This window comes from Mesorhizobium sp. BR-1-1-10 (genome assembly GCF_020165595.1).
GTDB classification, from domain to species: Bacteria; Pseudomonadota; Alphaproteobacteria; order Rhizobiales; family Rhizobiaceae; genus Mesorhizobium; species Mesorhizobium australicum.
Map to the genome: position 1 here is coordinate 60,854 of NZ_JAIUIL010000012.1, position 22,939 is coordinate 83,792.

Here is a 22,939-nt window from a genome sequence, read left to right on the forward strand (position 1 = left end):
AATGAAAAGACTTATTATTCCAGTTCTGGCCGGCGCGATGTCGCTGGCCGCGTTCCAGGCGATGGCCGCCGACAAGGTGACCTTGCAGCTGAAATGGGTCACGCAGGCGCAGTTTGCCGGCTACTATGTCGCCAAGGCAAAGGGTTTCTATGAAGCCGAAGGCCTCGACGTCGACATCAAGCCAGGCGGCCCCGACATCGCCCCCGAGCAGGTGATCGCCGGCGGCGGTGCCGACGTCATCGTCGACTGGATGGGCGGCGCGCTCGCCGCGCGCGAAAAGGGCGTGCCGCTGGTCAACATCGCCCAGCCGTTCAAGAAGGCCGGCATGGAGTTGGTCTGCCCGAAGGACGGCCCGATCAAGACCGAAGCCGACTTCAAGGGTCATACGCTCGGCGTCTGGTTCTTCGGCAACGAATATCCGTTCTACGCGTGGATGAACAAGCTTGGCCTCAAGACGGAGGGTGGCCCCGATGGCGTCACCGTGCTGAAGCAGAGCTTTGACGTGCAGCCGCTGATCCAGAAGCAGGCCGATTGCATCTCGGTCATGACCTACAATGAGTACTGGCAGCTGATCGACGCCGGCTATAAGCCCGAACAGCTGACCGTGTTCAACTACTCGGCCATGGGCAACGACCTGCTTGAGGACGGCCTCTATGCCTCGGAAGACAAGCTCAAGGATCCGGCCTTCGAGGACAAGATGGTGCGGTTCGTGCGCGCCTCGATGAAGGGCTGGAAATACGCGGTCGACAACAATGACGAAGCCGCAAGCATCGTCATGGACGGCGGCGGCCAGGACGAGAACCACCAGAAGCGGATGATGAGCGAAGTCGCCAAGCTGATCGACAATGCCGACGGCAAGCTCGACCCGGCGACCTACGAACGCACCGCCAAGGCGCTGCTCGACCAGAAGATCATCACCAAGGAGCCGAAAGGCGCCTATACCACCGCCATCACCGACAAGGCGGTCAAGTAGGCCTCGCAGGCGCGATCAACAGCGCCTGAGACCGGGTCTGACTATCAAAGGGGCGGGCGACCGCCCCTTTTCCATGCGCTCCAATCACAAAACCGTGTGCGGGGATACATTGCGCCGTCCAGCCGTTGCATTGAAGCATGCGCGCGTCGGGGAGCCGCGACGCACGCTCTATCAATCGGAGGTCCTTCATGCGCGCTCACTCCTTCCTGCCGGCGCTATCGGCGCTCGCCATTTCCACCGCTTTCCTGTTCGCATCACCGGCCATGGCCGAGATGGTAAAATACAAGGCGACCCTCGATGGCGGCCAGCAGAGCCCAGCCGTCACCACGAAGGGCAAGGGGACGGCCAGTCTCACCTTCGATACCACCAAGAAGAAGCTCAGCTGGAACGTGAAGTATTCCGGCCTCAGCGGCCCGGCGACAGCGGCGCACATTCACGGCCCGGCGGCGGCGGGCGAGAATGCGCCTCCGGTGATCCCGTTCAAAGGCAAGCTCAAGAGCCCGATCAAGGGGTCGGCGACGCTGACCGATGCGCAGGCCGCTGACCTCGAGGCCGGCAAGTATTACGTCAATGTGCACACGGCGGCCAACAAGGACGGCGAGATTCGCGGCCAGATCGAAAAGGCGATGTAGAGCCCGAAGCGCGGCTAACGCTTGAAGCCTGGCGGGACAGCGCCGCCCTCTGTTCTGCCGGCCCTTAAGCCCTGTCGCGTATCTGCGTCATCGTCCGGGTCGGGGTGATCGCTTCGGGATCGAGCCTGATCTCGACGATCGCCGGTTTGCCGCTGGTTCGCGCGCGCTCGAAGGCAGGCGCGAAATCAGCTGTCTTCTCCACCGTCTCGCCATGGCCGCCATAGGCGCGGGCAAGTGCTGCAAAATCAGGGTTCTTCAGATCGGTGCCGACGACGCGGCCGGGATATTCGCGTTCCTGGTGCATGCGGATGGTGCCGTAAATACCGTTATTGACGAGAATGACGACGATCGGCAGGTCGTACTGCACGGCGGTGGCGAATTCCTGGCCGTTCATCAGGAAGCAGCCGTCGCCGGCGAAGGCGACCACTGTGCGCTCCGGATACAGCGCCTTGGCGGCGACCGCCGCCGGCGTGCCGTAGCCCATCGAGCCCGACGTCGGCGCTCCTTGCGTGGCGAAGCGGCGGAAGCGATGGAAGCGGTGTACCCAGGTTGCGTAATTTCCGGCGCCATTGGTGAGGATGGCATCGTCCGGCAGCACTTTTTCCAGGTAGTTCATGATAGGTCCCATCTGGACCGGGCCGGGACCGTTTTCAGGCGGAGTCGACCAGTCGAGATAGGCGGTATGCAGCTTGGCTGTTTCGGCCGCCCATGATGGCGTTCCGGCCGGCATGCGCTTGGTGAAAGCCTCGACGAAAGCCGCTGGCGAAGCATTGATCGCCAGGGTCGGACGGTAGACGCGGCCGAGTTCGCCGGCATCGGCATGGACATGCACCAGGGCCTGGTCGGGATAGGGGCTCTTCAGCAGCGTGTAGTCGGAAGAGGGCATCTCGCCCATGCGCCCGCCGATCAAGAGAACGACGTCGGCCTGCTTGATAGCGGTTGCCAGCTTCGGATTGATGCCGATGCCGACATCGCCGGCATAGTTTGGATGAAGATGGTCGAACAGCATCTGGCGGCGGAAGGAACAGCCGACAGGAAGCGACCAGGCCTCGGCGATCTCATGCATCCGCGCCACCGCGTCCGCGTTCCAGCGCGTGCCGCCAAGGATGACGAAGGGTCGCTTCGCACCGGCAAGCAGCATTTCCAGTGCGTCGAGTTCGGCCTCGCCGGGATAGGTTTCGACCGGCGTGTGCGGAAGTGCTTCCGGCGCGTCGACGACGCTGGTCAGCATATCCTCAGGCAGCGATATGACGACCGGGCCGGGGCGGCCCGACGTCGCCACGGCAAAGGCGCGCGTGACGAATTCGGGGATGCGCGAGGCGTCGTCGATCTCGACCACCCATTTGGCGATGTCGCCGAAGAACCTGACATAGTCCACTTCCTGGAACGCCTCGCGTTCCTTGGCGTGGCTGGCGACCTGGCCGATGAACAGGATGAGGGGAACCGAATCCTGCATGGCGATGTGGATGCCGGCCGAAGCGTTGGTGGCGCCGGGTCCGCGGGTGACGAAGCAGATGCCGGGCTTGCCGGTCAGCCGGCCCTGGCAGTCGGCCATCATGGCAGCGCCGCCTTCCTGGCGGCAGACGATGGTGCGGATCGAGGAATCATGCAGCGCGTCAAGCACCGCAAGGTAGGATTCGCCCGGCACGCAGAACATACGGTCGGTGCCATTGGCTTCGAGGGCGTCGACGATCAGTTGTCCACCGGTCTTCATTTCCCAGACTTCTCCAGTTCGGCAAGGATTTCGTCAGTGTGCTCGCCAAGGCGCGGCGAGGGGCGTTCGTAAGTAAGCGGTGTGCCCGACATCACCATCGGCGCGCGCACCGATGGCAGGCGGTTGCCATGGCCGTCGTCGAGGTCGAGCCGCATGCCGCGGGCAATGGTCTGCGGGTCGTCGAACATCTGGCCGATCGTGTTGATCGGGCTCGCCGGTACGCTGGCGGCTTCGAGCTTCGCCAGCAGCGGATCGCGATCAAAAATCTTCAGTGCATCGATGATGCGTGCGCGAAGTTCCACGCGATTGGCGACGCGGGCCGGATTGGTGGTGAAATCGGGATTGGCCGGCAAATCGCCCAGCCCGACCGCGGCGCAGAACTTGGCGAACTGGCCGTCATTGCCGACAGCCAGGATGATGTGGCCGTCCCTGACTGGAAGCACTTCGTAAGGGGCGATGTTCATATGGGCATTGCCCATCTGGACCGGGGACTTGCCGGAAACGAGATAATTGAGGTTCTGGTTGCCGAGCGCCGAGATCTGCGTGTCGAACAGCGCCATGTCGATGTGCTGGCCTTCGCCGGTCTGTTCGGCGTGGCGAAGTGCTGCCTGGATGGCGATGACCGAATAGAGGCCGGTGAAGATATCCGAGATGGCGACGCCGGCTTTCTGCGGCTCGCGGCCGGGCTCGCCGGTGATCGACATCATGCCGGCCATGGCCTGGATAATGAAATCGTAGCCCGCGCGAGGCGCATAAGGCCCATTCTGACCGAAACCGGTGATCGAGCAGTAGACGAGGCGAGGGTTGATTTCCTTCAGGCTGCCATGGTCGAGCCCGTATTTCTTCAGGCCGCCGAGCTTGAAGTTCTCGATCAGCACATCCGCCGTCGCGACCAGCCGGCGCACCGTCTCGGCGCCTTCGGGCGTCGAGAAGTCGATGGCGATGGAGCGCTTGCCGCGATTGCAGGAATGGTAATAGGCGGCCGACAGGTTCTCGCCGTCGTGGCTCATGACGAAGGGCGGACCCCATTTGCGGGTGTCGTCGCCACCGTCGGGGCTCTCGACCTTGATGACATCGGCGCCGAGATCGGCAAGCAACTGCCCGGCCCAGGGCCCGGCAAGAATGCGGGCGAGTTCGACGACGCGGACGCCTTTCAGCGGGGGTTCGGCCATAAATCACCGTGGTTGCTGCAATCATCCTGATCGCTGCGAAAGCAGAGCCTCTATCAAGCCCGGCGGCGGCTGTCACGGTTCTTGCGATGGGCCAAACCGTCAGGCTTTCAGGACAGCGTCCGCCCAGTTGGCGAAATCGTCCATGACGATGTCCCGGTTCACCTCGTTCAGGCTCTCGTGGCGGGTGTCGGCGTAAACCTTCGAAACCAGATTAGAAAAGCCCATCTTGCGCATGCGGTTCGCGAGATGGGTGATGCCCTTGCCGTAGTCCGAGGCAGGGTCTTTCTCGCCGCCAACGATGGCGACGGGAAGGTCGCGCCGGATGCCGGCAAAGCCTGCATCCTTGCCACCGTTCAGCGCCATCGCGACCACATCGCGCCACATCGATATGGAGGCATCCCAGCCGCAGAGCGGATCGGCGATGTATTTCGCGACCTCCGCCTCGTCGCGCGAAAGCCAGTCGAACAAGGTGCGATGGTCGGGGACCGCCTTGCCCCAGGCCTGGAAGGTGAGTTTCGGCAGCAGGCGCGACGGGACATCGGAGCCCAGCCGCATCCGTTCCCAGGCCAGGATGCCGAGCGCCACCTGGCCGAGCAAGCCTTGCGAGAAATTGCCGTTCCAGATGGCTGCGGCATGGATCCGATTCGAGTGCCGTAACAAGTAGTTCAGCGCCACGGACGCGCCCATCGAGTGGCCGAAAAGGATCACCGGCAGGTCAGGCTGCTCGCGGGCGATAAGATCGCGGATGGCGTCGACATCGGCGATCACCTTGGCCGGGCCGTCCTTGTCGGCGAATCTGCCGAGCGGCGCGTCGGGCGCCCTGGTCGTCCCATGGCCACGGTGATCATGGACATAGACATGGAAACCCCGAGCGGACAGGAAACCGGCGAAGCGGTCGTAGCGCCCGGCATGCTCGGCCAGGCCATGATTGATCTGGACCACCGCACGCGGAGAGCTGTCGGCCTGCCGGACGAACAGATTGAGGTCGGCGCCGGTCGGCGAGCGGACCACGCGCTGCTGGCTGAATGGCATGCCGGCTGGCCTCCCCCTGGTTCCGCCCTTGCAATGTCCAACGTGTGCGCCGGCGCCTGATTTGCGTCAATCGGGCCTGCCGGCTTTTCCGCGACGATCTTTCTTGCCACGAGCCCGCAAAATATCGCAATTCTGACATGGAGACAGTTTCAGTCTGTCGCCCACTTTCCAGCAGGGGAATCTCCATGCGCATTGCTGTTGTTTTCGGATTGGCCTTGCTGGCGGGGTCGCTGGCAGGCGCGGCGCATGCCGACGTCAAGATGAGCGGCACCTTCGTGGCCGACGCTGCCTGTCCCGCGACGCAGGCGATCAAGAACGCCAAGAACCCCGGCAATGTCTCGACCGATGCGGGCAAGACCTATCAATTGCTGGCCGGCAACAAGGACGCTCCGACCCACTACCTCATCCTGGTGCCGGGCGCCGATCCCGAGCGCCGTTGGGTGAAGGTCAGCTGCGGCCATCTCTCGGGCAGCAGTGCGGTGACCGCGCCGGCGGCACCGGGCGGGCAAGGCAAGCCGGCGGCCTCGGGAAAACCCGAATATGTTTTCGCGCTGAGCTGGCAGCCGGCCTTCTGCGAGACCAAGTCGAACAAGACCGAATGCAAGGCGCAAAGCCCTGGCGAATTCGACGCCACCAATTTCACGCTGCACGGCCTGTGGCCGCAGCCGAACGGCAATTTCTATTGCCAGGCTACTGCCAGCGACAAGGCCAATGACAATCCGGCTCACTGGCAGGACCTGCCACCGGTCAACCTCGATGCCGAGACCCGCGCCGAACTCGACAGGGTGATGCCGGGCACCGCCTCGAAGCTGGAACGGCATGAATGGATCAAGCACGGCACCTGCTATGGCAAAAGCCAGCAGGAGTATTTTTCCGACGCCCTTCATTTGATGCGTGAGGTCAACAGCTCGCCCGTGCGCGACCTCTTCGCCAAAAATATCGGCGGCAAGCTGACCGCGGACCAGATCCGCAGCGCCTTCGACCAGTCCTTCGGCGCGGGAGCAGGGGACCGGGTGCGTGTGTCCTGCCTTATCGATCCGTCGAGCGGCCGGCGGCTGATCGGCGAACTGACGCTTGGCCTTGCCGGCCCGATCGGTCCGAACAGCTCGCTCAAGGATCTGCTGCTGGCCTCCGTGCCGACCAACAAGGCCGGTTGCCCGACCGGCACGGTCGACGCGATCGGGTTCCAGTAACGCACGGGCACGGATTTAGGCAGCCAGCCGGGCTTTCGCTTGCCGTGCCTGCTGTTATGTTGGCATGGCGGTGTTCATTCAGCGGGGGTTGCATGAGTGGCATGACGAGCAGCGCGCCGGCACGGCAGGGGAAATCGTAGCGACAAGGTTGGGTCTGGACTGACTTTGGCTAGATCTGCGCGGACCTGGTCCAGGCGATATCGGCGTCGGCTTCATGCCCGCCGGGTTCGCCGACGACGCGGTCGCGTCCGGTCGATTTCGCCTTGTAAAGGCGTTGGTCGGCGAGCGCGAACAGGTCGGCCAGGCACTGCGTCGTTTCGCTGACGGTGGAAACGCCGGCGCTGACGGTCAATTCGAACCGGCTGGTGGCGGCCGATGCCTTGAGCGCGGTGCGGACCCTTTCGCCAAAGAGCCTGGCGACGGAATGCGGACGCGAACTCAGGATCGCGAATTCCTCGCCGCCGATCCGGAACACCTGGTCCTCGACGCCTGCCGCCTCGCAAAGTACGGTTGCGACCGCCTTCAGCACCTTGTCGCCTTCGGCATGGCCGAAACGATCGTTGATCGACTTGAAGTGGTCGACGTCGACGATGAGCAGGCTGAGCGGCCTCGCCGTGCGCAGGCTGGACTGGACGGCGGCCTCGCCATCGGCATCGAAGCGTCCCCTGTGCAGCAGTCCGGTCAGGCCATCGCGGCCGACATGTTCGACCAGCGCCTCGTAGCGTTCGCGATAGGTCAAGGTCTCGAAGATGTCGGTCAGCCCACGCGGCATCTGGACATCCCGGACCTCGAACCATTTGAGATAGGCGACCAGCATGGCGCTGAAGGTCAGTGCTGCCGCCATCTTGGCGAACCAGCCGCCGAAGAAGACCGCGATCGGCGCGCCGGCAACGAAATGCAGCGCGGTGAAGAATCCCGCCTGATCGAAAGTCAGCACGCAGGCGACGCAAATCAGGATGCGTGCGAACCGCGCCTTGCGCAGGACGCGTCCAAGTTTCTCATAGAGCAGGATGATCAGGATGGCATCGACGAACAGCAGCGTCGTGCCCCAAACCATCAGCCAGCCCATCTCGTCGATGAAGCCGATATCGGGGAGCCGGCCATCGGGAAGCGGAGCGATGGCGTGCAGGCGCAGGAGCAGGACCAGACCGATCATCAGCGCATTGCCGAGCAGCAGGCCATAGATCGGCTGCCGCACTGTGGCGGCATCCTCCTTCATGTAGAGCAGAAGGAGCATCACCAGCTTGCCCGAAAACAGCACCGCCGAGCCCGGCGAGACCATGCCAAACGGCAGCGCGACGTAGAAGACGCTGGCGAGATAGGTTTCCAGGAAATGCATGACGCCGAGTGCGCAGATGAAGACGCCCAGGCCGATGCGCTTGCGGAAGCGGAAAAGCGTCACCATGACGCTGAAGTAGACAATCGCTTCGGCAAGGAGCAGGAAACTGTTCAGCAATGCCGTCGATCCGCTCTCTTTTCGAAATCGCGGCCAGCCAGCGATTCCACTTCGGTCCTGTTTTGACGTGGAAGGGTTAACCGGAGATTTCCGCGCGCCATCGACCGGTTGAAAACCTGGCTGTCGGTGCACACTTGTCCGTGTGGTTGGCCTGATATGGCAAAAGCGATTGCCGTTCGGCGCCGCATCGCCTACATAGCGGCCAACCTCCATTCAATTCGACAAATCCAGTCATTTTTCAGGGAAAGCGCGCGTGGCACGCCAGTTCATCTATCACATGGCCGGCCTCAACAAGGCCTATGGCACCAAGAAGGTGCTCGAGAACGTTCATCTGTCCTTCTACCCGGACGCCAAGATCGGCATCCTGGGCCCAAACGGCGCCGGCAAGTCGACGATCCTCAAGATCATGGCCGGCATCGACAAGGACTGGAGCGGTGAGGCGTGGCTCGCCGAAGGCGCCACTGTCGGCTACCTGGCGCAGGAGCCGGCGCTCGATCCGGACAAGACCGTGTTCGAAAACATCATGGAAGGTGTCGCGGCCAAGACCGCCATCATCGAGCGTTACAACGAATTGATGATGAACTATTCCGACGAGACGGCCGACGAGTCGGCCAAGCTCCAGGACGAGATGGACCGGCTGAACCTGTGGGATCTCGAACAGCAGGTCGAGATGGCAATGGAAGCGCTGGGCTGCCCGCCCAAGGATGCCAACGTCACCAAGCTATCGGGTGGCGAGCGCCGCCGCGTCGCGCTCTGCCAGCTGCTGCTTCGCCAGCCTGATCTTCTGCTGCTCGACGAGCCGACCAACCATCTCGATGCCGAGACGACGGCGTGGCTGGAAAAGCATCTGCGCGCCTATCCGGGCGCCGTGATGATCATCACCCACGACCGCTACTTCCTCGACAATGTCACCGGCTGGATTCTCGAACTCGATCGCGGACGCGGCATTCCTTATGAGGGCAACTACACCAAGTACCTCGAAGCCAAGGCCAAGCGCCTCAAGCAGGAAGGCCGCGAGGACGACGCCCGCCAGCGCGCCATCGGCCGCGAGCGCGAGTGGATCCAGTCGAGCCCGAAGGCTCGCCAGACCAAGTCCAAGGCGCGTATCCAGGCGTTCCAGGATCTGCTCGATGCAGCCGACAAGCGGCGGCCGACGGATACGCAGATCGTCATCCCGCATGGCGAGCGGCTCGGCAACGTGGTCATCGAGGTCGAGGGCCTGTCGAAAGGCTTCGGCGACACGCTGTTGATCGAAGGCCTCGAATTCAAGCTGCCGCCGGGTGGCATTGTCGGCGTCATCGGCCCGAACGGCGCCGGCAAGACGACATTGTTCCGCATGATCACCGGCCAGGAAAAGCCGGATGCGGGTTCTGTCCGCGTCGGCGAGACGGTCAAGCTCGGCTATGTCGACCAGAGCCGCGACGCGCTCGATCCGTCAAAGACCGTGTGGGAAGAAATCTCGGGCGGCGCCGAAGTGGTCAAGCTCGGCAAGTTCGAGGCCAACACCCGCGCTTATTGCGCGTCCTTCAACTTCCGCGGCGGCGACCAGCAGCAGAAGGTCGGCAACCTCTCCGGCGGTCAGCGCAACCGTGTGCACCTGGCCAAGATGCTGAAGACCGGCGGCAATGTTCTGCTGCTCGACGAACCGACCAACGATCTCGATACGGAAACGCTGGCGGCACTCGAAGACGCGCTGGAAAATTTCGGCGGCTGCGCGGTCATCATCTCGCACGATCGCATGTTCCTCGACCGTCTGGCGACGCACATCCTCGCCTTCGAGGGCGACAGCCACGTCGAATGGTTCGAGGGCAATTTCGAGGATTACGAGCAGGACAAGATCCGCCGGCTCGGGCCTGAAGCCGTCAACCCGCACCGCATGACCTACAAGAGGCTGACGCGGTAAGGCTTGCCGGCTTAGCCTAATTCGCTCCCAACTGGGCAAATCGTTTCGCCAGTGCCTCGCTGGCGAAACGTCCGGCCTCTTCATAGTCTGGACTGTGTTCCGCAGTGTCGGGCGATCTTACTACTACGAATTCGCCCGCTTCCGCCAAGACTTGCAAGGTAAGGTCTTCACTATCGATTGGCGTTGCATGACGCGCGCCGCAATTCGGACATTCGTCATCACACATGCACGACCATTCGTCGGTCCAGTGCTCGCTGCATCTGTAGCATTCGTAGTGATTTAGATACCACGCCATTTGGACAAGCCCTCCCATTGTGACGTCACGGCCGACTACTCCTAATGCGATAGCGACCGCGGGATATAAAATCGAGGTATCCGCTATCTCTGAGGCGTTGCAATTGCTGACGAATTTTTGGCCTCACATTCATGTTGTGTGGGTATAGGGCACCCAGTCGTCCTTCGAACGCATAAACTTGTTCGATATCAAATTCTACCGTGCCAATTAAGTCGAGGCATTTCATTACTTCGATTAGCCAACCACGAGCATCCGCGTCTTCTTCGCGAAGAAAAAGGGTTTTTTGCCATTGTGCGATGACGGTTTCCTTTGGAACCGGAACCCCATCTCGAACAATACAAATTCGCCCCGATTGCGGTACGCGACCAAGCAATATGTTGGAGCCGATCCAACCGGCTCTTCTGGCTGTAGAGGCCAGTGGATTTCTCTTCTCGATGATTTCTGGGATGAAGAAGTGTTTTGGCACCATGCAAACGTTCAATACCGCCATCGTTCCCAGGCTATAGTTGAGCAATATCAAATTCGGGTTAGTTGAGGACGCCAGCCTCTCAATCTTGGTAAAATAAGCTCCGTCTGCTACCTTTGCGCCGAAGGCCTTCCTTTGGCTTTTTAACTCGAATTGATCGTTGCAATTACCGCAGAGGAAGTCGGCAACTGGCAGATTGGCAGGAAACTGACTCAGACGCGAGTTCGCGCAATTAGGGCAATAAATCCATCGGGAAACCCACTGCTCCGTCCAAATTCTGGCTCGTTGCGAACCACTGCTGTATTTTGTTTGTGCCTCTTCGAAACCAAATTTCATTAAGGCCCCAAACTGTCGGAAGACGTTGAAAGACGAAGCTTACCGTTCGGTGACAAAAGCAATCAAGAGGCTGACAACGCAATAGGGGACCAGTTGCCCTTAGCTTCGAATGATACCGGCATTGTCGGATCAAATCATAGGAAACGGATATGACGACAAACGAAGGTAGGGATTGGTCCGCCGCCCAATATCTGAAATTCGAGGACGAGCGCACGCGCCCGGCGCGTGACCTCGTGGCGCAAGTGCCGGTCGACTTTCCGCGCCGGGTAGTCGATATCGGCTGCGGGCCGGGCAATTCGACCGAACTTCTGGTCGAGCGCTGGCTGGATGCGCAAGTGAGCGGCTTCGACACCTCTCCCGACATGATCGAGAAGGCGAGGACGCGGCTGCCCAATGTCAGCTTCGACCTCGCCGATGCGTCGACTTGGCAGCCGGCCGAGCCGGTCAACGTGATCTTCGCCAACGCCGTCTTCCAGTGGCTGCCGGAGCATCCGGCGGTGTTCCAGCGCCTGATGGGTTTTCTGGCCCCCGGCGGCGCGCTGGCCGTCCAGATGCCCGACAATATGGCCGAGGATTCTCATCGCCTGATGCGGGAGACCGCCGCCGAAGCGCCTTTCGCGGCAAAGATCAGGGATGCGGCCCGTGCGCCGCTGCCGCCGGTGTCGTTCTACTACGACCTGCTGTCGCCGCTCTCGGCTCGGCTCGACATCTGGCACACCATCTACAACCATCCGTTGGCCGATGCCGACGCGATCGTCGAGTGGGTGAAGTCGACAGGGCTGAAGCCCTTCCTCGATCCGCTGGACGCCGATGAGCGCAAGCTGTTCCTCGACAGCTACACGGCCAAGGTCGCCAAGGCCTATCCGAAGACCGCCGATGGCAAGGTGCTGCTGCGTTTCCCCCGCATTTTCATCGTCGCCAAGGGGGCGGGATAGGCTGGCGAAAAACCTTGGTTTAAGCCGGCCTAAACCTTGGTTTAAGCCGGCGTAAACCGGCCGAGTGAGAAAAATGTTGCGCCGAAACGTTTCGGCGCCCACATCAAGCCGCAACGCCCGCGGATGGACGGACTTAAACATGCATCGCGTCATCATCAGCGGCATCGGCGCTGAAATTCCCAAGCCTGTCATCACGAATGAGGAACTGGTCGCCAGCTTCAATGCCTGGGTCGACACGGAGAACGCGCGGCGCCAGGATACCGGCGAGACGCTGCTGCAGAAATCGGATGCCGACTTCATCGTTCATGCTTCAGGTGTGAAGTCCCGCCACGTGGTCGAGCGTGAAGGCATTCTCGACCCGACCCGCATGGCGCCGCGCATTCCGGCGCGTCCGGACGACGCGCTCTCGCTGCAGGCGGAATTCGGCATCGCTTCGGCTGGGAAGGCGATCGACCACGCCGGGGTCGAGGCCTCGGACATCGATCTGGTGATCTGCTCGTCCTCTCATCAGCAGAGGCCATATCCGGCGATCGCCATCGAAATGCAGGAGGCGCTGGGCACGAGGGGTGCGGGCTTCGACATGGGGCTTGGCTGTTCGTCGGCCGCGGCTGCGCTGCACGTGGCGGTCAATCTGGTGCGCTCGGGCGCGCACAAGCGCATCCTGGTGACGACGCCGGAAATCATCACCGGCCATCTCAATTTCCGCGACCGGCAGACGCATTTCATCTTCGGGGATGCTTCGGTGTCGATGGTGGTGGAGGGGCTTGCCCAGGGTGAGAGGCGGCCGGGCCGCTTCGAGGTGCTGGACACGCGCATCTGGACGCAGATGTCGAACAACATCCGCACCAATCTCGGCTATCATACCCGTACCGCCCAGGATGATCCCTACAGGATCGACCTGGAAGGCAACCTCATCAAGCAGGTCGGCAACAAGGTGTTCAAGGAAGTCACCGTCGCCGGGCATAAATTCATCGTCGAATTCCTCGCCGAACACGGGCTGACGCCGCAAGCGGTGCGGCGCTTCTGGCTGCACCAGGCCAATGCGCGCATGAATGCGATGATCCTGAAACTGGCGTTCGGCCACGAGGTCGGCCATGACCGGGCACCGATGGTGCTGGAGCGGCTCGGCAACACGGCGGGCGCCGGAGCCATCATCGCGCTGTCGGAGAACCATGCCGACATGAAACCGGGCGACCACGGCCTGATCTGCGCCTTCGGTGCGGGATATTCGATCGGTGGCGCGCTGCTGAGAATGCTCTGAGGTGATGCCGCGCTAGGCCGGCGTGAAGGGAACCAGCATCGGCACCCGCCTGGCGTAATCGTCATAGGCGGGTCCGAGTTCGTCGCGCAGGAAACGCTCCTCCAGCCTCGCCTTGATGACGACGCCGATGATGAGCAGGGCCGTACCTGCAATGCCCCAGACCGTGCCCTTTGCCGCCATGGTGGCAACCACAGCCAGCAGCAGCCCGGTGTAGATCGGATGCCGGACCAGGCGATAGGGGCCGGTGTCGACCACGCGATGATCCGCCTTGGCTGTGACCGTGGCGGACCACAACCGCCCGAGATGGATGCGTGCCCACCATGCGAAGCCGATGCCGACCGCGATCAGGGCAACGCAGACCCAGGCTTCGGCAAGGGTCGGCGTCCACAATCTCAGCCTGCCTTCATAGCCGTGCGCTGGAACGAACAGCAGGACGGTGCCGGCCAGCCAGAAGACGCGATAGCGGGCCTCCGCCCCGATGGTGGCGCGCTTTTGGGCTGGATCGGCCCAGGATGCAGCGACGATCCAGGATACCACCCAGAACAGCCAGAGCGCTGCGATGGCCTGTCCAACCTGCATGCGAACCTCCTCCTCCCGACTGGCGCCGAATATATATAGGCGGCGCGGCGGCAATGGGACGCGCTCGCTGCAACATGACGGCATTTCCGGTAATAACGTCGTGATCGGCATCAAACGCAGTGATCGGATCATCAGCGCTTTAGACTGGACCGTATTGTCCGAGGCCTCTAGACCAGCAGCATGCAGGAAACAAACCTAGAACTTTTTCCAACTGCCGAGCCCACGATCGACATCGTCCCGGGCCGCAAGCTGACGGCAAAGGCAGTGGCGCTCTATGCCGCTCCGTCCGATCATTTCGAGACGAAAGCCGTCGAGGAATTGCATCTTGGCTTCGACGGAATCGCGAATGACTTCCATTCCGGAATGACGCGGCGTTCCGGTGGGCGCGAGCCTTGGTATCCGCGCGGCACGGAGATGCGCAACGAGCGGCAATTGTCGCTGGTCGCCGCCGACGAGCTTTCGATCGTCGCCGAGCGCATGGGCCTGGAGGAGATCAAGCCGGAATGGATCGGCGCCAATATGCTGATCGGGGGCGTGCCACGTCTGTCGATGCTGCCGGCCGGCTCACTGATGTTCTTCCAAGGGGGCGTGACGATCAAAATCGACGCGCAGAACAAGCCGTGCCGGGTCGCCGGGCAATCCATCGCCACGCATGTCCATGCATCGGATCGTGATGCAGCCGCGCTGCTCTTCCCGCAGACGGCGAAGCGGCTGCGTGGCCTTGTCGCGTGGGTTGAAAAACCCGGCGTGGTCAGGGTCGGCGAAGAGATTTCGGTGCGTGTGCCGGAGCAATGGATTTACAAGGCATAGCTACGCCGCCCACTAGCGGCGTAACTATTATTTTGGGTGTCAGCCCTTGCGGTTCTTGTTGACGCCTTGCGCCATGACGGAGACGTGGTCCCACTTGTCCCAGGTGGCGAGGCGGTTGGCGTATTCCTGGCGTATCATCGGCAGGCCGCCATCGCCGAAGAACACTCTCAGCGGCGGCTCTGCCGCATCGACGATGGCCAGCATCGCCGGCCCGGTCGCCTCGGGATCGCCAGCAACCGAGTTGGCGCGGCGCTCGGCCATCTTGGCGCGGGCGGGCGCATAGGCCTCGATCGGCTTGGAGACCTTGGCCGAAGCTCCCGACCAGTCGGTGGAGAAGCCGCCCGGCTCGACCAGCGTGACATGGATGCCGAATTCCGCGACCTCGATGCTGAGCGACTGGCTGAAGGCTTCCAGCGCCCATTTCGAGGCATGGTAGAGGCCGAGCGAGGCAAAGGCATTGACGCCGCCGATCGACGAGATCTGGATGATGTGGCCGGAGCGCTGCGCCCGCATGATCGGCAGGGCGGCCTGGGTGACCCATAGCGCGCCGAACACATTGGTCTCGATCTGGTCGCGGGCTTCCTGTTCGCTGACTTCCTCGATGGCGCCGAAATGGCCGTAGCCGGCATTGTTGATGACGACGTCGAGCCGGCCAAAGCGCTTGTGCGCCTCGGCGACAGCGGCATCGACGGCTTTCTTGTCGGTGACGTCGAGCTTTATGGCGGCGATGTTGTCGCCGTATCTATCGACGAGATCGGCGAGCGTGCCTGTGTCGCGAGCGGTCGCTGCAACGCGGTCGCCACGCGCCAGTGCGGCCTCGGCCCAGACGCGGCCAAAACCCTTCGACGATCCGGTGATGAACCAAACCTTAGATGTCATGATGTGGAATCCTTGCCCCTGCGGGCGCAATTTCTGGATGGAAGCGGAGGCTTCTCCGCTTTCGGGCATATACGGCCTGTTCCGTGATTTTCCAGAGGCGAGGGGGAATCTTTTTGAACAAAACGCAGAGCGCCATCTGCCCGGCAGTGGCCTCATTCCTCCTCGTCGTCGGCGTCGAGCAGGCGCGTGGCGCGCCAGCGCGTGAGCATGGTGTTGGTTTGCTCGATGACGAAGAAACGGGCGGAGTCGCGGTCATAGCCCTCGGCCAGCAGCTTTTCGTAATCGGTGTGCATGTGGCGGATGTGGGCGATCGTCGCCAGCCATACCGCGATCGTCGGCGGCAAGGTTTTCATATGGACCGAGCCGGCATCGGTGCGGATCTTCTCCATGTCGGCATAAGGCGCCAGCGGCAGAAGCGCTGTCAAAGCCTTGGCGATGGCGCGGCGGCGGCCGGTGGGCGCGGTCATTTCTGCCCGCGCCCCTCAACGGTTGCCTCGGCAAAGGCATCGGTCGAGGCGAAATATGGTTTGATGTCGATGACCGGCGTGCCGTCGAGCACGTCAATGGCGTCGAGGTCGACGCGCCCGGTGCCGATGTCCAATCCGACGAGTTTGGCCACGTGCAGGCCGATTGGGTTCGGTCGGGCAGGGGAGCGCAGGCAGAATACGCCTTTCGCTTCAGCCGCATGGCGGGGTTTCTGCACAATCAGATTCCGCGGCGCGTGATGCAGCCAGGACAGGATGACGACGTGGCTGGCGCGCTCCAGCCCGCGCAGGCCCGCACGATAGGGCGCATCGATGGTGAGCGCCGCGGGCTGTCCCGCCTCGCGCGCCGCGCGCATGTTCTTCGGGCAGCTATCCCGGGTGGTCCAGGGCGAGGCAATACGGCCGATGAAGACGATGCCGGCATCCGGCGGCATCAAGGCCGGATCCTGGTCCAGTCTCTGCTCGCCTTCGCGTGCCTCGAACATCTCACGCGGTTCGGTCATTGCCTGTCTCTGTGCTGGTGCCTGCCATTGTCTCAAACCGCTAGACGTTTCGGGCTGACCCGGACCGGGAAATCACGCATGCGGCATTTTCTGGTCCGGAAGCGACATAGCGCTTGCAAGGTCGCCGAATTCGACATAAACATATGTTTATATCTTTTTCAAAGAGAATACGCTGATGCATGTCTCGCTCGACACCATGGTGGATACGCTGAAGGCGGCGGCCGAATCCAGCCGCCTGCGCATATTGGCATTGTTGTCGCGTGGCGACCTCACCGTTTCCGACCTTACCGAAATTCTCGGCCAGTCGCAGCCGCGTGTCTCGCGCCACCTGAAGCTGCTGCTCGAGGCGGGGCTGATCGGCCGATACCAGGAAGGGTCGTGGGCCTTCTTTCGCCTGTCGGACGCCGATTCGGCGCGAGACTTCGTGATGAGGCTGGTTGCCGGCATTCGCGGCGCCGATCCGCAGATCGAGCGCGATCTGGAGCGACTGACCTCGGTCAAGCGCAAGCGCCAGGACCGCGCCACCGCGTACTTTTCGCAGAACGCCGCAAGCTGGGATCATATCCGCTCGCTGCATGTGCCCGATCGTGCGGTGGAGGCCGCGATGCTGAAGCTGGTCGGCAAGCGGCCGTTCCAGTCCATGCTCGACCTTGGCACCGGCACCGGGCGGCTGCTCGAAATCTTCTCGCCGCTCTACCGGCGGGGGATCGGCATCGACATGTCGCGAGAGATGCTGACCGTGGCGCGCGCCAATCTCGACAAGGCCGGCGTTTCGAACGCGCAGGTGCGGCAGGGCGATATCTTTTCGCCGCCGGTCGAGCGCGATGCCTTCGATCTCGTCACCATCCACCAGGTGCTGCACTATCTCGACGACCCGGCCCGCGCCATCCATGAGGCGGCGCGGCTGCTTCGGCCGGCCGGCCGTCTCGTCATCGTCGATTTCGCGCCGCACACACTGGAATTCCTGCGCGACGAGCATGCGCATATGCGGCTGGGCTTTTCCGACCGGCAGATCGGAGAGTGGTTCTCCGAAGCCGGCCTCGATCTCGAGGATGCCCAGGAGTTCGAACCGCGCGGCGGCAACGAGGCCAGGCTCACCGTCAAGCTTTGGCTTGGCCGCGACCGGCGCCTGCTGATCGCCGATCCTGCCAATGCCAGCCAGCAGACCAGAGTGAGCTCGATAGGGGAAATCGCCTGATGAACCAGTTTCGTTTTTCCCGCCGGCCCGATATCGGCGACAAGGTCAGGGTTTCGTTCGAGTTCTTCCCGCCGAAGAACGACGAGATGGAGGCAAGGCTGTGGGATACGGTCACAAGGCTCGAGCCGCTGCAGCCGAAATTCGTCTCGGTGACCTATGGCGCCGGCGGTTCGACGCGTGAGCGCACGGCTCGCACCATCGGCCGTATCCTGAAAGAGACCAGCCTGACGCCGGCCGCGCACATGACTTGCGTCGATGCCGCTCGCCATCAGGTCGACGCCGTGATCCAGGAATTCACCGACATGGGCGTGAAGCGCTTCGTCGCCTTGCGCGGCGATCCGGCGGAAGGCGTCGGCGCCGCCTACCGACCGCATCCGGACGGCTACGCCAACGGCGCCGAGCTGGTCGGGGCGCTGAAGGACGCCGGCGATTTCGACATCTCGGTTTCGGCCTATCCGGAAAAGCATCCGGAAAGCCCTGACTTCGCCACCGACATCGACATGCTGAAGCGCAAGGTCGACAACGGCGCGACGCGGGCGATCACCCAGTTCTTCTTCGACAACGATCTCTACGAACGTTACGTCGAGCGCGCGCGCCGCGCCGGCATCTACATCCCGATCGTTCCCGGCATCCTGCCGGTGCACAATTTCACCCAGGTCGCCAATTTCTCGGCGCGCTGCGGCGCGCTGGTGCCGGCATGGCTGGCCGAGCGTTTCGACGGCCTGCAGAACGACCCACAGACGCATGCGTTGGTGGCATCCGCCGTCGCCGCCGAGCAGGTTCTGGACCTGGTCGAGCGTGGCGTGGGCGATTTCCACTTCTACACAATGAACCGGGCCGACCTCGTCTTCGCCGTCTGCCATATGATCGGCATCCGCTCGCATGAGGTGGCGGGCTCCGCTGCTGCCTGAGGGTCAGTCAGGTAAGCAAAAGGCCGGGTAAAAACCCGGCCTTTCGAATCGGTTGGACTATTTGCTGCTGGTCTTCCCCGTCTTGGCGGGTTCAGGGAAGGACGCCCATAATGAGGGCGCCGATGAAAGCAAACGCAGCACAAATCATCAATGCGTTGATTGGCCTCGTAAGTCCCATGACATAGCCTCCTCTTAAAGAGCTATGCCCTGGAGTCTAGGTTCATTTGTGCCACAGGCAAGCGGAAAATGTGCTGCATTGCGACGTGATTGTGGATTTTGCGACTTCGGTTTCGCCGTTAGCCGTTGAAACTCCTTGGCAAAACCCGCTTCATGCCTGTGAATAAATTATGGCGGTGGCGTGTCGATGCTGTGTCATGGCAGCGCTACCCTCGCGAAAGTCGCCTTCGACTTTCGCGATTGCACATGCCGAGCTCTAACGCCGTCCGAACACTCGCCCGTCGATTGTCAGAAGACCAAGTCCGATCAGCACCACACCGCCGATCTCGAACAATTCCAGCCGCTCGCCAAGGAAAAGAAAGCCGAGCAGCATGGCACTGGCCGGCACGATCAGCGTGACCAGCGAGGCGTTGGTGGCTCCGGCCGAGGCGACAAGGTTGAAGTAGAGGATGTAGGCGAAGGCTGTCGACAGAAGCGCCAGCGCCAGCACTGCCGCCCACACCGGCGGCGAGGCGGAGAACAGGCCGGCCGGGCCATGGGCGAAGAGCACGATCGGGATCATGATGATGGTCGAAGCCGTCAACTGCCCGGTGGCGACGACCGGCGAGGGCACGCCCTTGAAACGGCGGGCGACCATCAGCGCGATGCCATAGGAAAGCGAGGCGCCGATCAGCGCGAATTTGGCCCAGACAGGGCCGCCGAGCCCCGCCAGCAGGCCGGGACCGATCATCACGGCCGTGCCGGCGACACCGAGCCCGATGCCGGCGAGCTTGTTCCAGGACAGCTTTTCATCTGATGTCAACGCGTTGGCCAGGATCAGCGTCCAGAACGGCGTCGTGGCGTTGAGGACGGAGGCGACGCCGGCCCCCAATTGGGTTTGACCGGCAAAGATCAGCGAGAAGGGGATGACATTGTTGGTGAAGGCCAGCAGGAAGAACAGGCCGGCATGCGGCAGAGCGAGGCGGAAGGACGGTCTGCGCAAGCCGAGATAGAGCTGCAGGGCTATCGCCGCGATGGCGACGCGAAACAGCACCAGCACCAGCGGTTGGAGTTCCGCCACCGCGATGCGGGCGAAGAAGAACGAGCCGCCCCAGATGGCGCCGAGCAACAGCAACTGCCCCCAGTCCCTGAGCGTCATCGGTCCGCGTGGCGCAGATGCAGCGGTCACTGCCATATAAATCCTACCCCAGACAGCCGGAATGCCAGCCGACAGGCGGAAGCCATATCTGGTTCGGCGGCAAGGGCCACCCGAAACCCGACCGGCAGCCAAGCCTTTCGGCAAAAGCCAGTGCTGTGCCGCAGGAGCACGAGACACAGAATTGTTTTCGTTGCAGCACCGCGCGCCTCCAGAGATGCGCAAAGGACGCTTGCAAGGCTCATCCCTGGCGCATGATCCCTTCCGAAGTCGAAATTAACTTTCGGGGTCATGCGCTAGCCGCTAGCTTGGATTAATTGTGCGAGCTGAAGTCGAGGATTCGTCCATGCAGCGATTCGAGAATGCAAGCGAGGCTGCACTGGCGCTTCGCCCGGACGACCCGGTCTACTGCTTCCGCCCGCAGGTCTTGAAGGCGGATGCGAAGCAATTCATGGGCATGTTCCCCGGCAAGACCGCCTACGCGGTCAAGACCAATGGCGAGCAGATCGTGCTGAAGACGCTGGTCGAGGCCGGCGTCACCGCCTTCGACGTCGCTTCACCAGGCGAGTTCGCCGCCGTGCGCGCCGTCTCGCCCGATGCGGAGATGCTCTACATGCATCCCGTCAAGGCGCAGTCGGACATCAAGCTGGCTTTGGAGAAATACGGCATTCGCGTCATCTCGCTCGACCATGAGGACGAGATCACCAAGCTGACCCGCGTGGTGCGGGCGCTCGATATTGACCCGGGCGCGGTCAGCGTCTTCGTGCGTGTGCAGACAAAGGGCCATGCCGCCTACGAGCTGTCCAAGAAATTCGGCGCCGGGCCTGCCTATGCGGTCGAACTCGCCGAGCGGTTGAACCGCACCGGCTACAAGGTCGGCCTGTGTTTCCATGTCGGCAGTCAGATCGAGGATCCCGACACCTATGAGCGGGCGCTGGCCTCGGCCGACTGGGTTCGCAACCGGCTGACCTTCGACATTGCCGGGCTCGACGTCGGCGGCGGCTTTCCCGCCGAATACGGACATGATCCCAACCGCAAGCAGATCGAGATGCCGTCGCTCGGCCAGATCATGTCGCGGCTCTCCGGCGACCTGAAGGAATATCAGTTCGACCAGATGTCGTTGGTGGCGGAGCCGGGCCGGGTGGTCGTGGCGCGCTGCCTGTCGCTGATCGTGCGCGTGCTGTTGCGCAAGGGCAAGCGGCTCTACATCAATGACGGTATCTGGGCGTCGCTGTCGGATTCGTGGACCGGCAAGATCACGCTGCCGGCGCGGTTCATTCCCGATCCGGCGATCCGTACGCGCAATGGCGATGAGAAGAACATCGTGCCGTTCAAGGTCTGCGGCGCGACCTGCGATTCCGTCGACATCCTGTCGCGGCCGTTCTGGCTGCCGGAAACCGTCGACACCGGCGACTGGATCGAGATCGGCCATATCGGCGCTTACTCGCTGTCGCTCAGAACCCGCTTCAACGGCTTCTATCCCGACACCTTCGTCGAGGTCACGACGCCCTTCGACGAGGGCGACGCGCCGGTGGGGTTCGCGAGTTTGGAGACGATGGCGGATTAGGAAAAAAGGGGTGAGTAGTCAGTAGTCATGAGTAGTCAGTCGTCAGCAGGGAATCTCTATATCTCACTACTCACTACCCACTACCCACTACTCGCTCTCTTCACAATTTTCCCAAAAGCTCCGGCGTCGGCCAGCCATCGACCGGCATGCCGAGGCGCATCTGCTCCTTGCGGATGGCTTCACGGGTGTTGGTGCCCAAAATGCCGTCGACGGTGCCGACGTCGTAGCCCCTGGCCTCGAGCTTGGTCTGCAGTTCTTTCATCTGCTCATTGGTGAGGCCGGGCTCGGGATTGCGCGGGTCGAGCGACGGCGCGCCCGCCAGCCGCGCGGCGAGATTGGCGGCGGTCAGCGCGTAGGTGAAGGACTGGTTCCATTCGAGATAGACGTCGAAATTCTCGTAGGTGAGGAACGCCGGGCCCTTGCGGCCCATGGGCAGCGCCAGGCCGGCCTTCAGCCCCTTGTCGACCAGCGGCGAGCCGTCGGGATTGGTGACGCCCCACTGCGCCCACTGCGTCAGCGGCAGCTTGTTGGTGCGCCCGGTCTGGTCCCACGGCATCTCTTCGGGCACCCGCACTTCCTGGATCCAGGGTTCGTCCCGTTTCCAGCCGCGCGACAGCACCTTATTGCCCGTGGTCATGATCACGTCGGGCACGGAGCCGCGCAGATCGATTTTGCCGTCGCCGTCGCCATCGATGCCCCGCGCGAGATAGTCGGATGGCAGGATCTGCGTCTGGCCGATCTCGCCGGCCCAGGCGCCGGTGACGTCGGCCGGCAGCACGCCGCGATCGATCAGTTCCAGGAGCGGCACCAGTTGCTGGCGGAAAAGCTGCGGGCGGCGGCAGTCATGCGACAGCGTCACCAATGCGCTCAGCGTATGGAAATCGCCCTGCACGGCGCCGAAATCCGTTTCAAGCGCCCAGAAGGCGGTGATGACGGGGGCCTGGACGCCGAACTGCTGGTCGGCGCGGGCGAAGATGTCGGCGTATTTCTTCATGTTCGCCGCACCTTGCTTCAGCCGGTAAGCCGAGATCATGCGGTTGGAAAACTGGACGAAGGTCTGCGTGAAGACGCCCTGCGCACGGTCGCGCGCCAGAGCCCTCTCGTCGATCCTGGCGTCCTCCAGCGCATCAAGACCGACCGCGCCGACACCGGCAGCCTTGGCTTCCGCCGCCACACCCTGCTTCCAGGTTTCAAAATCGCCGCCGCATTCCTGCGCCATCGCCGGCAAGGCCGTGGCGCACAAGAACAGCGCCGCGAGGGCTTGGGAACGCAGTCGCATCAGCTTCCTTTCGAAACGAGAGGGCATTGTCGTGCCTGAAAGCGCAAC

21 protein-coding genes are annotated in these 22,939 nt (G+C 62.5%); 10 read left to right on the forward strand and 11 right to left on the reverse strand.

The window, feature by feature from the left end; all coding sequences use genetic code 11:
* Nucleotide 1: 1 nt before the first annotated feature.
* Together LB555_RS23875 and LB555_RS23880 are read left to right on the forward strand one after the other, a co-directional pair.
* The gene (locus LB555_RS23875) at nucleotides 2–973 is read left to right on the forward strand and encodes an ABC transporter substrate-binding protein (RefSeq protein ID WP_015317165.1); all 972 of its coding nucleotides are present in this window, start codon (nucleotides 2–4) and stop codon (nucleotides 971–973) included.
* A 188-nt stretch (nucleotides 974–1,161) separates the two neighbouring features.
* Nucleotides 1,162–1,605, forward strand: a complete 444-nt coding sequence (locus LB555_RS23880; RefSeq protein WP_224683934.1) for a CHRD domain-containing protein — start codon at nucleotides 1,162–1,164, stop codon at nucleotides 1,603–1,605.
* 64 nt (nucleotides 1,606–1,669) lie between these two features.
* Here LB555_RS23880 and LB555_RS23885 read toward each other — a convergent pair whose 3' ends face one another.
* The 3 genes from LB555_RS23885 to LB555_RS23895 form a co-directional block, all read right to left on the reverse strand.
* The gene (locus LB555_RS23885) at nucleotides 1,670–3,319 is read right to left on the reverse strand and encodes a thiamine pyrophosphate-binding protein (protein ID WP_140615572.1); all 1,650 of its coding nucleotides are present in this window, start codon (nucleotides 3,317–3,319) and stop codon (nucleotides 1,670–1,672) included.
* A complete protein-coding gene (locus tag LB555_RS23890; protein ID WP_224683936.1) occupies nucleotides 3,316–4,491 on the reverse strand; it encodes a CaiB/BaiF CoA transferase family protein in 1,176 nt (391 codons plus the stop codon). Before LB555_RS23890 ends, LB555_RS23885 begins: the two co-directional genes overlap by 4 nt.
* Nucleotides 4,492–4,590: 99 nt before the next feature.
* Complete coding sequence (locus LB555_RS23895; RefSeq protein ID WP_224683937.1) at nucleotides 4,591–5,523, reverse strand: alpha/beta fold hydrolase; 933 nt, start codon at nucleotides 5,521–5,523, stop codon at nucleotides 4,591–4,593.
* A gap of 185 nt (nucleotides 5,524–5,708) precedes the next feature.
* Here LB555_RS23895 and LB555_RS23900 point away from each other — a divergent pair, with 185 nt between their 5' ends.
* Nucleotides 5,709–6,716 carry a ribonuclease T2 family protein gene (locus LB555_RS23900; protein ID WP_140615578.1) on the forward strand — a complete coding sequence of 336 codons (1,008 nt, stop codon included), beginning with the start codon at nucleotides 5,709–5,711 and terminating at the stop codon, nucleotides 6,714–6,716.
* A 169-nt stretch (nucleotides 6,717–6,885) separates the two neighbouring features.
* Here LB555_RS23900 and LB555_RS23905 read toward each other — a convergent pair whose 3' ends face one another.
* Nucleotides 6,886–8,172 carry a sensor domain-containing diguanylate cyclase gene (locus LB555_RS23905; RefSeq protein ID WP_224683938.1) on the reverse strand — a complete coding sequence of 429 codons (1,287 nt, stop codon included), beginning with the start codon at nucleotides 8,170–8,172 and terminating at the stop codon, nucleotides 6,886–6,888.
* A 253-nt stretch (nucleotides 8,173–8,425) separates the two neighbouring features.
* Between LB555_RS23905 and ettA the strand changes: the two genes are divergently transcribed.
* A complete protein-coding gene (ettA, locus tag LB555_RS23910) occupies nucleotides 8,426–10,075 on the forward strand; it encodes an energy-dependent translational throttle protein EttA (protein WP_015317172.1) in 1,650 nt (549 codons plus the stop codon).
* A gap of 320 nt (nucleotides 10,076–10,395) precedes the next feature.
* Here ettA and LB555_RS23915 read toward each other — a convergent pair whose 3' ends face one another.
* Nucleotides 10,396–11,172: a DpnI domain-containing protein gene (locus tag LB555_RS23915; protein ID WP_015317174.1), complete on the reverse strand. Its 777-nt coding sequence runs from the start codon at nucleotides 11,170–11,172 to the stop codon at nucleotides 10,396–10,398.
* Between the two features lie 149 nt (nucleotides 11,173–11,321).
* Between LB555_RS23915 and tam the strand changes: the two genes are divergently transcribed.
* Together tam and LB555_RS23925 are read left to right on the forward strand one after the other, a co-directional pair.
* Nucleotides 11,322–12,107 (forward strand): trans-aconitate 2-methyltransferase, encoded by a 786-nt coding sequence (gene tam / locus LB555_RS23920; RefSeq protein ID WP_015317175.1) that lies wholly within the window; start codon nucleotides 11,322–11,324, stop codon nucleotides 12,105–12,107.
* Between the two features lie 139 nt (nucleotides 12,108–12,246).
* Nucleotides 12,247–13,368: a beta-ketoacyl-ACP synthase III gene (locus LB555_RS23925; RefSeq protein ID WP_015317176.1), complete on the forward strand. Its 1,122-nt coding sequence runs from the start codon at nucleotides 12,247–12,249 to the stop codon at nucleotides 13,366–13,368.
* Nucleotides 13,369–13,380: 12 nt separating this feature from the next.
* Here the strand turns inward: LB555_RS23925 and LB555_RS23930 are convergent, their stop codons facing one another.
* Nucleotides 13,381–13,947, reverse strand: coding sequence for a methyltransferase family protein (locus LB555_RS23930; RefSeq protein WP_015317177.1), 567 nt, complete (start codon nucleotides 13,945–13,947; stop codon nucleotides 13,381–13,383).
* Nucleotides 13,948–14,127: 180 nt separating this feature from the next.
* On the opposite strand from LB555_RS23930, the gene LB555_RS23935 reads away from it, so the two are divergent.
* Nucleotides 14,128–14,757, forward strand: a complete 630-nt coding sequence (locus LB555_RS23935; RefSeq protein ID WP_015317178.1) for an MOSC domain-containing protein — start codon at nucleotides 14,128–14,130, stop codon at nucleotides 14,755–14,757.
* Nucleotides 14,758–14,796: 39 nt separating this feature from the next.
* Here LB555_RS23935 and LB555_RS23940 read toward each other — a convergent pair whose 3' ends face one another.
* The 3 genes from LB555_RS23940 to tsaA form a co-directional block, all read right to left on the reverse strand.
* Nucleotides 14,797–15,636 carry an SDR family oxidoreductase gene (locus LB555_RS23940; protein WP_224683939.1) on the reverse strand — a complete coding sequence of 280 codons (840 nt, stop codon included), beginning with the start codon at nucleotides 15,634–15,636 and terminating at the stop codon, nucleotides 14,797–14,799.
* Nucleotides 15,637–15,788: 152 nt separating this feature from the next.
* Nucleotides 15,789–16,103, reverse strand: coding sequence for a DUF2293 domain-containing protein (locus LB555_RS23945; RefSeq protein WP_140714547.1), 315 nt, complete (start codon nucleotides 16,101–16,103; stop codon nucleotides 15,789–15,791).
* Complete coding sequence (gene tsaA / locus LB555_RS23950) at nucleotides 16,100–16,624, reverse strand: tRNA (N6-threonylcarbamoyladenosine(37)-N6)-methyltransferase TrmO (RefSeq protein WP_411970791.1); 525 nt, start codon at nucleotides 16,622–16,624, stop codon at nucleotides 16,100–16,102. The genes LB555_RS23945 and tsaA overlap by 4 nt, the downstream gene beginning before the upstream one ends.
* A 175-nt stretch (nucleotides 16,625–16,799) precedes the next feature.
* On the opposite strand from tsaA, the gene LB555_RS23955 reads away from it, so the two are divergent.
* Entirely contained in the window at nucleotides 16,800–17,822 is a 1,023-nt protein-coding gene (locus tag LB555_RS23955; RefSeq protein WP_140726066.1) for an ArsR/SmtB family transcription factor, read from the forward strand.
* Entirely contained in the window at nucleotides 17,822–18,733 is a 912-nt protein-coding gene (gene metF / locus LB555_RS23960; RefSeq protein ID WP_023769638.1) for a methylenetetrahydrofolate reductase [NAD(P)H], read from the forward strand. Before LB555_RS23955 ends, metF begins: the two co-directional genes overlap by 1 nt.
* A gap of 433 nt (nucleotides 18,734–19,166) precedes the next feature.
* Here metF and LB555_RS23965 read toward each other — a convergent pair whose 3' ends face one another.
* Nucleotides 19,167–20,084: a DMT family transporter gene (locus LB555_RS23965; RefSeq protein ID WP_224683941.1), complete on the reverse strand. Its 918-nt coding sequence runs from the start codon at nucleotides 20,082–20,084 to the stop codon at nucleotides 19,167–19,169.
* A gap of 307 nt (nucleotides 20,085–20,391) precedes the next feature.
* Here LB555_RS23965 and LB555_RS23970 point away from each other — a divergent pair, with 307 nt between their 5' ends.
* A complete protein-coding gene (locus tag LB555_RS23970; protein ID WP_224683942.1) occupies nucleotides 20,392–21,612 on the forward strand; it encodes an alanine racemase in 1,221 nt (406 codons plus the stop codon).
* A 100-nt stretch (nucleotides 21,613–21,712) separates the two neighbouring features.
* On the opposite strand, the gene LB555_RS23975 is transcribed toward LB555_RS23970, so the two are convergent.
* A complete protein-coding gene (locus LB555_RS23975; protein ID WP_224683943.1) occupies nucleotides 21,713–22,891 on the reverse strand; it encodes a lytic murein transglycosylase in 1,179 nt (392 codons plus the stop codon).
* Nucleotides 22,892–22,939: the final 48 nt, after the last annotated feature.

Coding starts and splice junctions, on each gene's coding strand:
- LB555_RS23875 (WP_015317165.1), top strand. CDS start 2: ATGAAAAGACTTATTATTCCAGTTCTGGCCGGCGCGATGTCGCTGGCC.
- LB555_RS23880 (WP_224683934.1), top strand. CDS start 1,162: ATGCGCGCTCACTCCTTCCTGCCGGCGCTATCGGCGCTCGCCATTTCC.
- LB555_RS23885 (WP_140615572.1), bottom strand. CDS start 3,319: ATGAAGACCGGTGGACAACTGATCGTCGACGCCCTCGAAGCCAATGGC.
- LB555_RS23890 (WP_224683936.1), bottom strand. CDS start 4,491: ATGGCCGAACCCCCGCTGAAAGGCGTCCGCGTCGTCGAACTCGCCCGC.
- LB555_RS23895 (WP_224683937.1), bottom strand. CDS start 5,523: ATGCCATTCAGCCAGCAGCGCGTGGTCCGCTCGCCGACCGGCGCCGAC.
- LB555_RS23900 (WP_140615578.1), top strand. CDS start 5,709: ATGCGCATTGCTGTTGTTTTCGGATTGGCCTTGCTGGCGGGGTCGCTG.
- LB555_RS23915 (WP_015317174.1), bottom strand. CDS start 11,172: ATGAAATTTGGTTTCGAAGAGGCACAAACAAAATACAGCAGTGGTTCG.
- tam (WP_015317175.1), top strand. CDS start 11,322: ATGACGACAAACGAAGGTAGGGATTGGTCCGCCGCCCAATATCTGAAA.
- LB555_RS23925 (WP_015317176.1), top strand. CDS start 12,247: ATGCATCGCGTCATCATCAGCGGCATCGGCGCTGAAATTCCCAAGCCT.
- LB555_RS23930 (WP_015317177.1), bottom strand. CDS start 13,947: ATGCAGGTTGGACAGGCCATCGCAGCGCTCTGGCTGTTCTGGGTGGTA.
- LB555_RS23935 (WP_015317178.1), top strand. CDS start 14,128: ATGCAGGAAACAAACCTAGAACTTTTTCCAACTGCCGAGCCCACGATC.
- LB555_RS23940 (WP_224683939.1), bottom strand. CDS start 15,636: ATGACATCTAAGGTTTGGTTCATCACCGGATCGTCGAAGGGTTTTGGC.
- LB555_RS23945 (WP_140714547.1), bottom strand. CDS start 16,103: ATGACCGCGCCCACCGGCCGCCGCCGCGCCATCGCCAAGGCTTTGACA.
- tsaA (WP_411970791.1), bottom strand. CDS start 16,624: ATGACCGAACCGCGTGAGATGTTCGAGGCACGCGAAGGCGAGCAGAGA.
- LB555_RS23955 (WP_140726066.1), top strand. CDS start 16,800: ATGCATGTCTCGCTCGACACCATGGTGGATACGCTGAAGGCGGCGGCC.
- metF (WP_023769638.1), top strand. CDS start 17,822: ATGAACCAGTTTCGTTTTTCCCGCCGGCCCGATATCGGCGACAAGGTC.
- LB555_RS23965 (WP_224683941.1), bottom strand. CDS start 20,084: ATGGCAGTGACCGCTGCATCTGCGCCACGCGGACCGATGACGCTCAGG.
- LB555_RS23970 (WP_224683942.1), top strand. CDS start 20,392: ATGCAGCGATTCGAGAATGCAAGCGAGGCTGCACTGGCGCTTCGCCCG.
- LB555_RS23975 (WP_224683943.1), bottom strand. CDS start 22,891: ATGCGACTGCGTTCCCAAGCCCTCGCGGCGCTGTTCTTGTGCGCCACG.